A 14,010-nucleotide genomic window follows, 5' to 3' on the forward strand; every position below is an offset into this window, starting at 1 on the left:
GCATTGCATATATTAGAAGCAAATGAATTTGCTTAGCGGAGGGATTTGCTGATGAGACGCAAAATACGCTTTCTTCTCATTCTGTTTAGTCTCACTCTTTTTGTCAGTCAGCCTTCAGTGGTTCAAGCAGCGGAAAATGGCTTTAAAGTAAATTTTTCTTTTGTCAGGCAAAATGACGGAACTACTTTGGGGGAAGTCTGGTATAATGATCAGATTTTTTGGCGGCTCGTCTGTTTGTCTGATGGCGTAAAAACAGCAGTTGGACAGGCTGAATCTCATACTACTTATATTGTGCCTGATATAAATAAAGGGTTTTTCTATCTGACGTTATATAGTCCTTGATTTTTTAAAAACTGAAAAAGGGCAAACTAACCGGGACAAAGGGGAAAAGTCCCGGTATTTTCCGTTTTTTTATTTTTTTTAGCAGGATGTTTTTGGCTAACAGCGAAGTAAAATAGTTCAGGAAGAGGAGGTTTCAATTGTGAATCAACAACAACCCATTCGCGTTCGGTTTGCCCCGAGTCCTACAGGACCCTTCCATATCGGCGGCGCCCGTTCGGCGTTATTTAATTGGCTACTAGCCAAACAAACCGGGGGCGTTTTTGTCCTGCGGATTGAAGATACTGACCTAGAGCGTTCGACCCGTGAATCGGAAGAAAATATTAAAGAAGCGCTCCGCTGGCTTGGTCTTACCTGGGATGAAGGGATTGATGCCGGCGGCGAGTATGGACCATACCGCCAGACCGAAAGACTTTCAATCTATCAGGAATATACGGAAAAACTTTTGGCAAGCGGCAAAGCCTACCACTGCTATTGCACTGATGCCGAGTTAGAAGAAGAGCGGCAAAAAGCAATGGAAAGCGGACAAATGCCGATTTACTCCGGTAAATGTAGTCATTTGACGCCCGAAGAAGAAGCGAAACTGGTCGCTGAAGGCCGTAAACCAGTCGTGCGGCTTCGCGTACCGGAAAATCAGCAGATTGTTTTTACTGATATGGTACGGGGAACAGTTTCTTTTGATTCGAATGGCGTCGGCGATTTTGTCGTTGTCAAATCAAATGGAATCCCTGTCTATAATTTTGCTGTTGTTCTTGATGATAGTCTGATGAAAATTACTCATGTTATTCGTGCCGAAGAACATTTATCCAATACGCCGCGGCAAGTTCTGATTTATGAAGCGTTAGGGTTACCTGTGCCAACTTTCGGCCATATTTCGCTCATTTTAGGTAAAGATAGAACGAAAATGAGTAAACGTCATGGCGCAACATCGGTGCAGCAGTACCGTGATCTCGGCTACTTGCCGGAAGCGCTTGACAATTTCCTTGCCTTACTTGGCTGGTCGCCTGTAGGCGAAGAAGAGTTTTTCTCTTTAGACGAACTTGTCAAAGCTTTTTCGATGGATCATGTGGCAAAGAATCCGGCTGTATTTGATATTGATAAGCTGAATTGGATCAATGCCCACTATATTCGTCAGGCAGCGCCAGAAAAAGTGCTCGAACTGGCTTGGCCGCATCTTATTGCCGCTGGTTGTGTGCAAGAAACCGTGAGTGAGACAGAAAAAGCTTGGCTCGTGAAAGTAACAGCTGTGCTGCAAGAATACATTAGTTATGGCGCTCAGCTTGTTGATCATATTGGCCTATTTTTAAATGATGAGTTTACCTTGGAAACGGAAGAAGCAAAAGCAGTTTTACGAGAAGAAACCGTTTCTAAAGTAATGGATTTGTTTGAAGCAAAACTGCTGGCTTTAGAGGAAGTCAATGAAAGTTCTGTGAAAGCTCTGATCAAAGCCTTGACGAAAGAGCTGAAATTAGGTGGGAAATTTGTCTATATGCCGCTGCGCGTAGCTTTGACAGGGCAGATGCATGGACCAGAACTGATCAGTGTGATTCCGCTATTAGGCAAAGAACGGACGCTACAACGAATGAAACGGACCTTGGCAACAGTCATTTGACATGACCAGACCTGTCGTATATAATTTTGGATAGAATCAACGGCTTTGAACAGGAGAGTAAGTACTAAAGTTTCTGCAGAGAGGCGAGGGCTTGGCTGTGAACCTTGCTGAAAGGATGGTACCGAAATGCACCTGGGAGCTGGAAAGCTGAAATCGAGTAGGCTTTCTCGGATTGCCCCGTTAACGGCGCTGCAAGGGTTTCTCTTAGAGAAACCAAAACAGAGTGGGACCACGGACCACCGTCTCTGTATGAGCCGGTGGTCTTTTTTTATGGCTTCAGACAAGTTTCTGAAGAAAGCGTAAAGGAGGAAGTCAATGTTTAATAGGCTGAGACGGGATATTCAGGTTGTGTTTGAGCGGGACCCAGCTGCACGCAGTGTAGTAGAAGTGCTCCTTTGTTATCCAGGATTGCATGCGATCTGGCTCCACCGGATTAGCCACAAGATGTATCGCCGCGGTTGGATTTTACTGCCTCGTATGATTTCTAATTTCGCCCGGTTTTTAACCGGAATAGAAATTCATCCAGGAGCAACGATTGGAGAAGGTTTATTTATTGACCATGGTACTGGCATAGTAATTGGCGAGACCGCGGAACTTGGTAAAAATGTTACTCTCTATCAAGGAGTCACCTTAGGGGGGACTGGCAAAGAAAAAGGGAAACGTCATCCGACGGTAGAGGATCATGTGATGGTAGCCAGCGGCGCTAAGGTGCTAGGTTCGATTCGAATTGGCGCTCATTCTAAGATTGGCGCAGGTTCCGTGGTACTCAAAGAGGTTCCGCCTCATTCGACGGTTGTGGGCATTCCTGGCATGGTTGTCTGTCGCTTTGGCGAGCGGATTGATAGTGAGTTTCCTTGTGAAGGAGTTTGTCCCAGAGAGAGTGATACGGACGAAGACGATGATGATGTAGATTTGAACCATAATGACTTACCAGACCCTGTAGCGGAAATGCTGCGTTGTATGCAGCAGCATATTGGGCGTTTGGAAAATCGAATTGAAGAATTAGAAGGAGCGTTGAAGAACGATGGCCATAAAAGTATTTAATACACTAACAAGACAAAAAGAAGAATTTGTCCCGGTTGAACCAGGCAAAGTTAAAATATATGTTTGCGGCATTACCCCTTATAATCATCCTCATATTGGCAATGCTCGTCCTTTTGTAACCTGGGATGTGATTCGTCGTTATTTTGCCTTTCGCGGCTATGAAGTAACTTATGTACAAAACTTTACCGATGTAGATGATAAGATCATTAACGCTGCCAATACGGAAAAGGTCTCCTGGGACACGATTGCGAATCGCTATATTGCATCTTATTTTGAAATTATGGATAGTTTGGGAATTCGGCGTGCCGATGTATATCCCCGTGTATCTGAGCACATGCCAGAAATTATTGCGGTAGTGCAAAAACTGATTGATAAAGGCTTTGCCTATGAGGTGGATGGCGATGTCTACTATAAGGTAGATCACTTTGATGACTATGGTAAACTGAGCGGTAGATCTCTTGATGACATGCAGGCAGGTGCTCGGGTCGATGTAGATGACCGCAAAGAAAATCCCATGGATTTTGCCTTGTGGAAAAAAGCAAAACCAGGTGAACCAGCTTGGGAAAGTCCGTGGGGGCAAGGGCGTCCTGGTTGGCATATTGAATGTAGCGCTATGTCAATTAAATATTTAGGTGAAACTTTCGATTTCCATGGCGGCGGTAGCGATTTGATTTTCCCGCATCACGAAAATGAAATTGCCCAGTCCGAAGCTTGCACCGGCCATTCCTTTGTGAATTATTGGTTGCACAATGGGTTTATTACAGTAAATGAAGAAAAAATGAGCAAATCCCTCGGTAACTTTTTCTTAGTACAGGATATTACGAAACACTACCGGCCAGAAGCGTTGCGCTTCTTTTTACTGGCGACGCATTATCGCAGTCCATTGGATTTCAGTGACGAACGCCTTGATGAAGCGACGCGCAGTTTGGAACGATTGGCATCGGCTTATCAGACGCTGCTCTATTTAGAAAGTACAGCAGCCAGTGCTGTAACGGAAGATTCCCATCAGATTACAGCTGCGGCTGAAACGGCAAAAGAAGAGTTTATCGCTGCTATGGATGATGATTTCAACACGGCTTTGGCTGTGAGCAGTCTTTTTGGTTTAGCCAAGGAAATTAATATTTATAATAGTAAAATTGCATCAGGAAAAATTTCCGGCGATCAGCAAGCGATTGCTGCCGTGAAAGCCATATACGAAGAATTAGCACAGGTCCTTGGGCTGCAAGAAGCTTTCGCGCAAAGCGGTCAAGTCGGCGAAGGCGAAAATGCTGAGCTGGTAGAGAATCTAATGGAACTTATTTTAACGATTCGTTCTGACGCGAGAAAAAATAAAGATTGGACTACAGCTGATCAGATTCGTGATCATCTGGCCAAGATTGGAATTACGGTGGAAGATTCACCGCAGGGAGCTAGGTGGAAGAAAGCGTGAAGTTTGAGCAGTTTTTAAAGCAGAAGCAAAGCACGCTAGTATTCGACGATGCTGGCGAACTGATAAAGCGCTATGATTATGACAAAACGGACGCCAAGAGTTTACCTCCCTTGATTTTGGCGTATATGGGAGATGCTTGGTTCGATCTTTTTGTGCGAACGAAGCTATTGTCTTTTGAACAAAGTAAGGTTCGCATTCTCCATGATTTTGACGCGGCGATTGTATCAGCGACGATGCAATCGCTCGCTCTTCACGCGTTAGAGAGGGAACTCACGGAAATAGAACAGAGTGTCGTTCGCCGCGGACGCAATGCGAAATCGACTGTGCCGAAAAGCGCTACGGTAAGAGATTATCGGGCTAGTACCGGTTTTGAAGCTTTATTAGGTTATTTATACATAACCAAGCAATTTGACCGGCTTACAGAAATGGGTGAAAAGGCTTTTGTAGTCATTGCCCGGGCAATGACTAACAGTAAAACCGAGCAAGATGAATGAAAGAGGTATAAAATAGTGAGTAAAGCAGATACAATTTTTATTGCCATGTGTCAAGATATCCTGCAAAATGGATATTCATCGGAAGGTCAAGAAGTAAGGGCAAAATGGGCCGACGGTGTGCCAGCTCATACCATTAAGCAGTTTGGTGTGGTGAATCGTTATAATTTAGCTGAGGAATTTCCGCTTCTGACGCTTCGACCAACGAATCTGAAAGCAGCGATTGACGAGATTCTCTGGATTTGGCAAAAAAAATCAAATTATATTCAGGATTTAAATAGTCATATCTGGGACAGCTGGGCCGATGAAACAGGCTCGATTGGCAAGGCCTATGGCTATCAGTTGAGTTTAAAGCATCAGTATAAAGAAGGCGAATTTGATCAAGTGGATCGCATTCTGTTTGATTTAAAGCATAATCCCTATAGTCGCCGTATTATAGCGAACATGTATAATCATAATGATTTACATGCCATGAATCTCTATCCTTGTGCCTACAGTATGACTTTTAATGTGACCGCAGGTAAGCTAAATGCGATTTTGAACCAGCGATCGCAAGACATACTAGTGGCGAATAATTGGAATGTAGCTCAGTATGCTATCCTTGTTCATATGTTTGCTCAGGCAAGCGGACTTAAAGTTGGTGAACTTGTTCATGTGATTGCTGATGCCCATATTTATGATCGTCATATTCCCTTGGTGGAGGAACTGATTGCACGCCCGACTTATGCGGCGCCAATTTTGCGGATCAATCCTGATATACAAGATTTTTATGCTTTTACAGTGGAAGATTTTGTTTTGGAAAATTATCAGAGCGGACAGCAAATTAAACAAATTCCTGTTGCGATTTAAAAAGGAGAAAAGCATGAAAGCAATTGTTGCGGCGGCTTCCGACTGGGGGATTGGCTATGAAGGTCAATTGCTGCAGTGGATTCCCGAAGATATGAAATTTTTTAAGGCAAAGACGCTGCAAAAGGTGGTTGTGATGGGACGGACGACCTTTGAGTCTCTGCCGGGAAAAGCCCCTTTGAAAGATCGAATTAATATTGTGTTAAGTAAACGTCAAGAGAAGCCTCATGATGCGGTGATTTTATGTCGGTCTCTGCCAGAATTATGGGAAGAGTTGAAGCAATATAATACGAATGATATTTTTGTGATTGGCGGCGCATCCGTATATCATTCGCTTCTGCCTTATTGCAGCGAAGCCTATGTAACTAAAATTTTTGCCGATTATCAGGCTGATAAGTATTTTGATAATCTTGATACGGCCCAAGAATGGAAGTTAGTTGAAACAAGTGAGATGCATGTTTATAAAGAACTTTCCTTTCAGTTTACGAAATATGAAAATCAACAGATTCTTGTCCCCCAATAAATGTTTGTGAACTTGTCATACATAATTTGATTTGCTTCGCGAAAAACTAAGAGGTGACAGCAAGTCGCTGAGGAGGAATAAAGTGTCACAGTCAGAGATTATTTGTGGCCGTAATAGTGTCAGTGAAGCCCTAAAAGGGCAGCGTTCCGTGAATAAAATTCTTGTTGCGAAAGGGGATCATCAAGGGTCCCTGAAGAGTATTATCGGACAAGCCTTAAAGCAGGGTATTATTGTACAAGAAATGGAATCAACTAAACTCACAGCGCTGGTTCCGGGAGAACAGCATCAGGGAATTGTCGCCTATGTGGCGCCGATTCAATACGTAGAAGTGGAAGATATTCTAGCGGCAGCTGCCGCTAAAGGCGAACCTCCCTTTCTCGTGATTCTTGACGAGCTGGAAGATCCCCATAACGTTGGCGCTATCTTACGTAGTGCTGATGCGGCAGGTTGTCATGGCATGCTTCTGCCAAAACGGCGTACGGCGCCGATTTCCGCAACTGTCGCTAAGACATCGGCCGGAGCGATTGAGTACGTGCCGATTGCGCGAATTGGTAATGTGGTACAAACTCTAGAAAAACTGAAAAAACAGGGGATTTGGATTGTCGGAGCTGATATGGATGGGGAAAAGAATTTTTATGAAGCGGATCTTACGGGGCCGATTGCTGTCGTTGTCGGCAGTGAAGGGCATGGCTTAAGCCGTTTGACGAAAGAAAGCTGTGACTTTCTTGTGAAAATCCCCATGAAAGGGCAAATGACGTCTTTAAATGCTTCAGTTGCTTGCTCTCTTCTGTTATATGAAGTATTAAGGCAGCGGGAGATGAAATAAGCGTGAAACAGCGGCGGAAAATTTTCTTTTTCCTTGCAGTGATAATCAGTGCGATTTGCGGCTATGCAGTTTTTGTTAATGCAGGCCTTGTTTATGCTGGTGTTACGGTAGAAGGTGTAGCTGTTGGCGGACTCACAGAAAGAGAAGTAGAGAATCTTGTACAGCTATGGCAGCAGGAAGATGAAAAGAAACCGCTGATGATTTCAGATGGCAGGTCTTCTTTTTTGCTCGAACGTAGTAAGGTTGATTTTTCTGTAGATGCGAAAGAAACGGCTGCTGCTGCCGCTGCGATTGGTCATGAAGGCGCTTATTGGGATCGAGTTCAAAAAATAAGTCAGGCTATTGTTTATGGTTGTCATATTCCGCTTAAAATTCATTATAATGAAAGTAAGCTCAATGATTTGATTGGACTTTGGCAACAGTCGATTGATAAACCGCCGCAAAATGCAGCAGTAAGCTTATTTCGGGGCGGGATTATTCCGGCGGAATCTGGTGCTCAGTTGGAGACTGAAGCGACGAAAAACTTAGTTCTTTCTAATCTACAGTCTGGCGGTGCTGTGGCCTTACCTGTTACGATCTTATCGCCCGCTATTACGGAAAAGGAAGTAGCTGCAGCTGGCTTTCATGAAGTGATCGGCTCCTTTCAGACCCAGTTTGATCCCGCTCAGAAAAATCGTAGTGATAACATTCGTTTAGCGGCGCGCCATTTAAACGGCAAAGTCCTTGCGGCAGGTGAAACCTTTTCCTTTAATGACACCGTAGGGCCGCGTGATAAAGAACATGGCTTTAAGGAAGCTTTAGAAATTGTCGGGAATGAATATGTTCCTGGGATTGGCGGCGGGATTTGCCAAGTTTCTTCTACTTTATACAATGCGGTTTTGCTGGCAAATTTAAAAATTGAAGAGCGTTATAATCATTCCAAGGCGCTAGGCTACGTGAAATTAGGCCGTGACGCTACGGTAGCCTATCAAGTCCTTGACTTTAAATTTACCAATACGACGGCAGAACCGCTCTTAATTACGGCCGAGGTAGTTGAAAACCGTTTGTCAGTCGGTTTGTTTAGCCGTATGAAACAGACTTGTCAGGTCGAAATTATTACGGAAGCGAAAAAAACACTTTTGCCTGGTGTTGTGCGAAAAGTAGATGAAAACCTTTTATTGGGAGAAACTGAGGTAGAGCGTCAGGGAACTCCCGGTTATGAAGTGACGACGCTGCGTCTTATTAAGAGAGAGAATGGAGAAGTGCAGCGCGAATTGATTGCTAAAGACCAGTATTTACCGGAGGATTCTATTGTTCGGATTGGATCTTGTCGGCCTGACTTTAGTAAGTGAAAAAGAGTGCAGGAGATTTGCTATGGGAAAGCGCCGCCAGGATTACTTACTTGTCGATGGATATAATGTCATTTTCGACTGGAAAGAGTTAAAAGATTATAAAGAGGATTTTGACCATGCCCGCGATCGTCTGGTGGATTGGCTAGCAAGTTATGGAGCCTTTAAGGGCTATAAGGTTCTTGTTGTGTTTGACGCCTATTCTTTTGTCGGACAAGAGCGCGTGTATCCTGTATATCCTAATCTTGAAGTCATTTTTACCAGCGAGAAAGAGACCGCTGACAGCTTTATTGAAAGAACGGCTTATCGCCTCGCTAAAGGGGGCATGACAGTCTACGTAGCGACGTCTGATGGGACGGAACAGCAGGTTATTCTTGGTGTCGGCGCTTATCGGATATCAGCTCGAGAACTGCGGCTTGATGTCTTAAAAACAGCAAAACGCATGAAAGAGCGCGCGAAAGGACAAGAACGGCAGACGGATCGCAATGAACTGGAAGGTCGGGTAAAGGACGAAGTGCGCGAAAAACTCAATGCGCTTCGATTGCAGCGCTGACAGGCCTTTCTTAAACAAGGCTTGACTAAAAACAGCTCCCTAAGGTATAATTTTTTTGTAGTAGCATGTACGAAAAGGTAGAAGCACTAAGAATTAGTGCATTTTCTTTTTTGCAGGTCAACTAGAAGAGTGGGGGCGATGGAATGCGGGCTAATACTCAACGCGATCTGTATGGTTGTTTTGAGAATATGACGGATGAAGATATTGTTATCGACGCCAAAGACAATAACAACTCAATCGCCCAGGAGTATTTGATAAACAAATACCGCAATTTCGTTCGAGCTAAGGCTAGGTCGTACTTTTTGATCGGTGCTGAGCGGGAAGATATTATCCAGGAAGGCATGATCGGCTTATATAAAGCAATTCGTGATTTTCGCAATGATAAATTGTCTTCTTTTCGGGCTTTTGCCGAGCTTTGCGTAACCAGGCAGATTATTACGGCAATTAAAACGGCGACAAGACAAAAGCATATTCCGTTAAATTCTTACGTTTCCTTAAATAAACCAATTTATGATGAAGATTCTGATCGTACGTTGCTAGATGTTTTGTCTGGATCGAAGATTTCTGATCCCGAAGAACTTGTAATTAGCCGGGAAGAATTTATTGATATTGAAGGAAAAATGTGCGAAATTCTCAGTGATTTGGAATGGAAAGTTCTCATGAGTTATTTAGATGGGAAATCCTATCAAGAAATTGCTGTTGAATTAGGACGCCATGTGAAATCTATCGATAATGCCTTACAGCGCGTGAAACGAAAATTGGAACGGTATTTAGACAATCGAAGTGACGATCCTGATGCGCGTAGCGTTTATAAAGGGTTGGCTGGGTTAAATAAAGAATTACAGGTTGAGTTGGCTGATTATAGCAGCGATCCAACGGATGATTAAAAGAGGGGCTCTTTGGGGAGTCTCTTTTTTTATAAGATTTTTAGATCTTTTTGAACCAAGTGAAGGATTTTCCTCTTAAACTGGCGAAACAGGTAAGGCATAAAAAGAGCATGGTGAGGGGGAGCTCAATGTCAGCCACATTGCGTGTGTTGGAATGCCTACGTGAAGTAGAAGCTACACCGAATAAGTTGGTCTTGATCGTGGGGAAGGCCGGTGCTGGTAAAAGCAAAATTTTACGAGAGTTAGGCGATACGAGAGGATTTCGTTACTTAGACTGCCGCTATCTGGTGACAGATGAGTTAATTGATCTTGTGCCGAAGGCGCGGCAAGAGCAGGCTGCAGGGATTATGGATGAGGTATTGCGCGGTTTTTCGGTTGAAACCTTTTTGCTAGATGGAATCGAATTGCTCTTTAAGCCAGTGCTTTGTTTAGAACCGCTTGCTATTTTGCGGCAACTCAGCCGGAAATATTCTTTAATTGTTGCTTGGCCGGGGGAATACAGTAATGGACAACTTATATTTTGTGACTGGCAGCTGAATAATCATTCTTTTGATGCCGCAAATCTTAGTATTATTGAATTGTAGTTTCCGGATTTTTGTAAAGAAGGGAAACGGCAAGAGATGCTTACATCTCCTGCCTTTTTTACTGTCTTTTTCGCAGATGATAAGAACATTCGGAGGTATTCGCTATGGTCCAACGCTATCATTTTTGCCCCTGGTGCGGCGGTTCGCTTCACTACCAGAAACAGCAAGAGCAAAATCGCCTTACCTGTGTACAGTGTGAAAAGATTTTTTATGAAAATCCGGTTGTTGGCGTAGCTGGTATCTTATTGAATGAGCAAGGGAGAGTGCTCTTAGGGCGCCGCAGTCTTACTAGTACTTACAGTGGTCTTTGGTGCATACCTTGCGGTTATGTCGAATATGATGAAGAGGTACGCGCGGCTTTGCAGCGAGAATTTCTGGAAGAAACAGGGCTGGTTGTAAAGCCTGGCCAAGTATTTACCGCTTTGTCTAATTTTCATAATCCGGCGCAGCATACGGTAGGAATTTGGTTTTGGGTAGAAAAATGTAGTGGTTTAGAGCAAGCGGGTGACGATTTGAGTGAAGTGGCTTATTTTTCGTTAGAGACCCTGCCGCCACTAGCATTTCCTACAGACCAACAGGTTCTTGCGATGCTGCTGAATCAAAGCAAGCAAAATAAGTGAAAGTTTATAGTTGAATGTAGGGGGATAAAGAAATCGTGCATGATATGATAATAGCAGTTATTTTAGGTATTGTAGAAGGAATTACGGAGTTTTTACCGATTTCATCGACAGGACATATGATTTTAACCGGTCATTTACTCGATTTTGATGGACCAGAGGCTAGTGTTTTTGAGGTCTTTATTCAGCTTGGGGCGATACTCGCTGTCGTTATGATTTATCGCGATCAATTTCGGCAGATGCTCACAAAATCTCACGGCGTAAGAAAAGGGCTGACTATAAAGCATGTAGCAGCCGGTATTTTGCCGGTTATGGCTGTAGGATATGTAGCCCATCACTTTATTAAAACGTACTTGTTTTCTACTGGCACAGTCATTATTGGCATGATTGTCGGCGCTTTATTTATGCTCTATGCGGAAAAACGCTCTGGCAGGCCTACTGTAACCAAAGCAGCAGATTTGACGATAAGACAGGCCATGGGAGTAGGGCTGTTTCAAATTTTAGCGCTTTGGCCGGGCTTTTCTCGCAGCGGCGCAACGATTGCCGGCGGCCTCTGTCTAGGTGTGAGTCGGATGGCTGCAGCAGAGTTTTCATTTATCATTGCTGTGCCGCTGATGATGGTTGCCTGCATTTATGACGTGCTCAAAGTATGGCAGTCTCTTTCGATGGAAAATATTCAGATGCTCGCAGTAGGCTTTGTTGTATCTTTTGTGGTTGCTTGGGCGGCCGTACTGTGGCTGCTTAAGTTTTTGAACCGTTCTAGTTTAGCCGCTTTCGCCTACTATCGCTTTTTATTAGCCGCTGTGTCGACTTGGTATTTCTTTTTCTAATTTTTTTTCAAAAAAGGCTTTACAAGTCATTTTGAGTATGGTATTATTTATTCTTGTCGGGGCAAGCAAACGACGACAGCGAAAAACGGTTTTATAACACAAAATAAAGTTTTGAAAAAAACTTAGAAAAAAGTGTTGACAAAGAAAACCGAAAGATGTATAATAAATCTTGTCGCTGAGAGCGAAAGCTTGAACGATGAACTGAAGATGCTGGTGTAGCTCAATAGGTAGAGCAGCTGACTTGTAATCAGCAGGTTGTGGGTTCAATTCCTATCACCAGCTCCAGCGTGGGTAGGTGGCCGAGCGGCTAAAGGCAGCAGACTGTAAATCTGCCTCTTAACGGATACGGTGGTTCGAATCCACCCCTGCCCACCACTTAAAATAATATCGTCGCGGGGTGGAGCAGCTGGCAGCTCGTCGGGCTCATAACCCGAAGGTCACAGGTTCAAGTCCTGTCCCCGCAACCATGAAGTTGACTGCTGGTGTAGCTCAGTCGGTAGAGCGTATCCTTGGTAAGGATAAGGTCACCGGTTCAATCCCGGTCATCAGCTCCAGATATATTTATTTGGCGGCGTAGCTCAGTTGGCTAGAGCATGCGGTTCATACCCGCAGTGTCCGGGGTTCAAATCCCTGCGCCGCCACCAAGTACACATAAAAATTCCCCGCTCAATGCGGGGTTTTTAATTTATATTATACATAAAACGGCAGGAATTTATCAAGGATAGTAGAAAAGTAACAATATTACTTTTTAGGGGGCACAAAGAAACTATGGCTAAGAAAAAGTTTGAAAGAACAAAACCGCATGTTAACATTGGAACCATTGGACACGTTGACCATGGTAAAACATCCTTAACAGCAGCAATCACGATGACGCTGGCAAAAGCAGGCGGCGCAGAGTTCATGGCATATGACATGATCGATAAAGCTCCTGAAGAAAGAGAACGCGGCATCACAATCAACACAGCTCACGTAGAATATGAAACAGAAAAACGCCACTATGCCCACGTTGACTGCCCAGGCCATGCTGACTATGTAAAAAACATGATCACCGGCGCAGCGCAGATGGACGGAGCAATCTTGGTAGTAAGTGCAGCTGACGGCCCGATGCCTCAGACTCGCGAACATATCCTTCTTTCCCGTCAGGTAGGCGTACCGGCAATGGTCGTATTCTTGAACAAGATGGACCTTGTAGATGACGCAGAACTGATCGAACTCGTAGAAATGGAAGTTCGTGAACTTCTCTCCAGTTATGAATTCCCTGGCGATGACATCCCTGTAATTGCAGGTTCTGCAGTAAAAGCTCTGGAATGCGCTTGTGGCAAACGCGATTGCGAATGGTGCGGCAAAATCCATGAACTGATGGATGCAGTAGATGAATACATTCCTACCCCTGTTCGTGATACGGACAAAACGTTCTTAATGCCAGTCGAAGACGTATTCACGATCACTGGTCGTGGTACAGTAGCAACAGGCCGTGTAGAACGTGGCGTAGTAAAAGTTGGCGATACAATTGAAATCGTCGGCATGCAGGAAAAAGCAAAATCTACGGTTGTAACAGGCGTAGAAATGTTCCGCAAACTTCTTGACAGCGCTGTAGCAGGCGACAACATCGGAGCACTGCTGCGTGGTGTTGAAAGAAAAGATATCGAACGCGGTCAAGTACTTGCCAAACCAGGTTCGATCAACCCTCATACGAAATATGCTGCTGAAGTATATGTACTGAGCAAAGAAGAAGGCGGCCGTCATACACCGTTCTTCAATGGTTACCGTCCACAGTTCTACTTCAGAACAACCGACGTAACTGGAGTTGTTACGCTTCCAGAAGGCGTAGAAATGGTAATGCCTGGCGACAACATTCGCATGAATATTGAACTTATTACCCCAATTGCAATGGAAGAAGGCCTTCGCTTTGCAATTCGTGAAGGCGGCCGTACGGTCGGCGCCGGTGTTGTTACTGCCATTAACGCGTAATAAATCGGACAAGACACGAAGCGGGGAAAGAGCCGCTTTGTGTCTTTCTTTTGCCTGGAAATAGTGTCGAGTGTATATTTTTGCTGAATTTGGCAATTGCTAAAGCAATAATTGCCTTCGCTTTCGCAAG

Annotated in this window: 15 protein-coding genes, 5 tRNA genes and 1 other annotated feature; all 20 genes read left to right on the top strand. The window is 44.2% G+C overall.

Translation table 11 applies throughout. The features are described from left to right. The first annotated feature begins 51 nt into the window (after positions 1-51). The 20 genes from AC0MXB_RS00085 (at position 52) to tuf (ending at position 13,880) form a co-directional block, all read left to right on the top strand. Positions 52-342 carry a hypothetical protein gene (locus AC0MXB_RS00085; RefSeq protein WP_474037357.1) on the top strand — a complete coding sequence of 97 codons (291 nt, stop codon included), beginning with the start codon at positions 52-54 and terminating at the stop codon, positions 340-342. A gap of 139 nt (positions 343-481) precedes the next feature. Beyond that, positions 482-1,951, top strand: a complete 1,470-nt coding sequence (gene gltX / locus AC0MXB_RS00090) for a glutamate--tRNA ligase (protein ID WP_474037358.1) — start codon at positions 482-484, stop codon at positions 1,949-1,951. A 36-nt stretch (positions 1,952-1,987) separates the two neighbouring features. Then, positions 1,988-2,201 (top strand) — a binding site (T-box leader). 65 nt (positions 2,202-2,266) lie between these two features. Then, positions 2,267-2,995, top strand: coding sequence for a serine O-acetyltransferase (gene cysE, locus AC0MXB_RS00095; RefSeq protein ID WP_474037360.1), 729 nt, complete (start codon positions 2,267-2,269; stop codon positions 2,993-2,995). Beyond that, positions 2,976-4,424 carry a cysteine--tRNA ligase gene (gene cysS, locus AC0MXB_RS00100; RefSeq protein ID WP_474037362.1) on the top strand — a complete coding sequence of 483 codons (1,449 nt, stop codon included), beginning with the start codon at positions 2,976-2,978 and terminating at the stop codon, positions 4,422-4,424. The genes cysE and cysS overlap by 20 nt, the downstream gene beginning before the upstream one ends. After that, complete coding sequence (locus tag AC0MXB_RS00105) at positions 4,421-4,918, top strand: Mini-ribonuclease 3 (RefSeq protein WP_474037363.1); 498 nt, start codon at positions 4,421-4,423, stop codon at positions 4,916-4,918. The genes cysS and AC0MXB_RS00105 overlap by 4 nt, the downstream gene beginning before the upstream one ends. 15 nt (positions 4,919-4,933) lie before the next feature. Beyond that, positions 4,934-5,764 (top strand): thymidylate synthase, encoded by an 831-nt coding sequence (gene thyA, locus AC0MXB_RS00110; RefSeq protein WP_474037364.1) that lies wholly within the window; start codon positions 4,934-4,936, stop codon positions 5,762-5,764. Positions 5,765-5,777: 13 nt separating this feature from the next. Further along, positions 5,778-6,284 (top strand): dihydrofolate reductase, encoded by a 507-nt coding sequence (locus AC0MXB_RS00115; protein WP_474037365.1) that lies wholly within the window; start codon positions 5,778-5,780, stop codon positions 6,282-6,284. 82 nt (positions 6,285-6,366) lie between these two features. Further along, positions 6,367-7,110, top strand: a complete 744-nt coding sequence (gene rlmB / locus AC0MXB_RS00120) for a 23S rRNA (guanosine(2251)-2'-O)-methyltransferase RlmB (RefSeq protein ID WP_474037366.1) — start codon at positions 6,367-6,369, stop codon at positions 7,108-7,110. A gap of 2 nt (positions 7,111-7,112) precedes the next feature. Next, the gene (locus AC0MXB_RS00125) at positions 7,113-8,441 is read left to right on the top strand and encodes a VanW family protein (protein WP_474037367.1); all 1,329 of its coding nucleotides are present in this window, start codon (positions 7,113-7,115) and stop codon (positions 8,439-8,441) included. Positions 8,442-8,463: 22 nt separating this feature from the next. Beyond that, positions 8,464-8,991 (top strand): NYN domain-containing protein, encoded by a 528-nt coding sequence (locus tag AC0MXB_RS00130; protein ID WP_474037368.1) that lies wholly within the window; start codon positions 8,464-8,466, stop codon positions 8,989-8,991. 143 nt (positions 8,992-9,134) lie between these two features. Beyond that, positions 9,135-9,878 (top strand): RNA polymerase sporulation sigma factor SigH, encoded by a 744-nt coding sequence (gene sigH, locus AC0MXB_RS00135; protein WP_474037369.1) that lies wholly within the window; start codon positions 9,135-9,137, stop codon positions 9,876-9,878. Positions 9,879-10,006: 128 nt separating this feature from the next. Continuing rightward, positions 10,007-10,462 (top strand): BREX-3 system P-loop-containing protein BrxF, encoded by a 456-nt coding sequence (brxF, locus tag AC0MXB_RS00140; protein ID WP_474037370.1) that lies wholly within the window; start codon positions 10,007-10,009, stop codon positions 10,460-10,462. 104 nt (positions 10,463-10,566) lie between these two features. Further along, positions 10,567-11,082 (top strand): NUDIX domain-containing protein, encoded by a 516-nt coding sequence (locus AC0MXB_RS00145; RefSeq protein WP_474037372.1) that lies wholly within the window; start codon positions 10,567-10,569, stop codon positions 11,080-11,082. Between the two features lie 44 nt (positions 11,083-11,126). Then, positions 11,127-11,909, top strand: coding sequence for an undecaprenyl-diphosphate phosphatase (locus tag AC0MXB_RS00150; protein ID WP_474038717.1), 783 nt, complete (start codon positions 11,127-11,129; stop codon positions 11,907-11,909). 209 nt (positions 11,910-12,118) lie between these two features. Continuing rightward, a tRNA-Thr gene (locus AC0MXB_RS00155) sits at positions 12,119-12,194 on the top strand. A 4-nt stretch (positions 12,195-12,198) separates the two neighbouring features. Continuing rightward, a tRNA-Tyr gene (locus AC0MXB_RS00160) sits at positions 12,199-12,284 on the top strand. Positions 12,285-12,300: 16 nt separating this feature from the next. Continuing rightward, positions 12,301-12,376: transfer RNA gene (locus AC0MXB_RS00165), tRNA-Met, on the top strand. 11 nt (positions 12,377-12,387) lie between these two features. Continuing rightward, positions 12,388-12,463: transfer RNA gene (locus AC0MXB_RS00170), tRNA-Thr, on the top strand. A gap of 13 nt (positions 12,464-12,476) precedes the next feature. After that, positions 12,477-12,553 (top strand) — tRNA-Met (locus tag AC0MXB_RS00175). A gap of 124 nt (positions 12,554-12,677) precedes the next feature. Continuing rightward, the gene (gene tuf / locus AC0MXB_RS00180; protein ID WP_474037373.1) at positions 12,678-13,880 is read left to right on the top strand and encodes an elongation factor Tu; all 1,203 of its coding nucleotides are present in this window, start codon (positions 12,678-12,680) and stop codon (positions 13,878-13,880) included. Positions 13,881-14,010: the final 130 nt, after the last annotated feature.

The sequence above is a fragment of the Pelorhabdus sp. sgz311001 genome, assembly GCF_055901755.1.